Source organism: Clostridium folliculivorans (assembly GCF_024341905.1).
Lineage (GTDB): Bacteria > Bacillota > Clostridia > Clostridiales > Clostridiaceae > Clostridium_AR > Clostridium_AR folliculivorans.
Genome location: NZ_BQXY01000038.1, coordinates 1 through 482, shown reverse-complemented (window position 1 = coordinate 482; position 482 = coordinate 1). Strand labels below are relative to the sequence as shown.

Below are 482 nucleotides of genomic sequence, written 5' to 3'. Positions count from 1 at the left end.
TATTTGCGCCTACCCAAAGCTTATCGCAGCTTGTCACGTCCTTCTTCGGCTCTTGATGCCAAGGCATTCACCATGCGCCCTTTGTAGCTTGACCTAATGTCGTGTCATTATAATCGGCGCACTACTTCGTCAGCTCGGTCACTGCGCTGCTCACTTGCTTTAAGCAAGCTCCGCGGCTCGTTCGGTCGCTTCCTCGTATTGCTTGATTCTAATGCCACTCCGAATTTGTTACACAAATTCTGCGTTTGACTTATATATGTACTGTTCACACTTAAGTGCTCAGAAACATAGTCATATGCAGATTTTTCACAAACTCAGTCACTGATTTGAATACTAGCGTGCATTCTTATCAGTTATTATTACAAAGATTAGTAAATATCTTTACTTTAACTTATGTGCAATTTTCAAAGAACAATCAGAGATACTTGGTATCTCAAAATTAAACAGAGAGAGATATTCTAACCAGAATTCGTGTATATTAA

At 39.8% G+C, this 482-nt stretch carries 1 rRNA gene; it reads right to left on the bottom strand.

What is annotated here, in order from left to right:
- A 23S ribosomal RNA gene (locus OCU55_RS23790) occupies nt 1-94 on the bottom strand; the annotation flags it as partial.
- Nucleotides 95-482 lie beyond the last annotated feature (388 nt).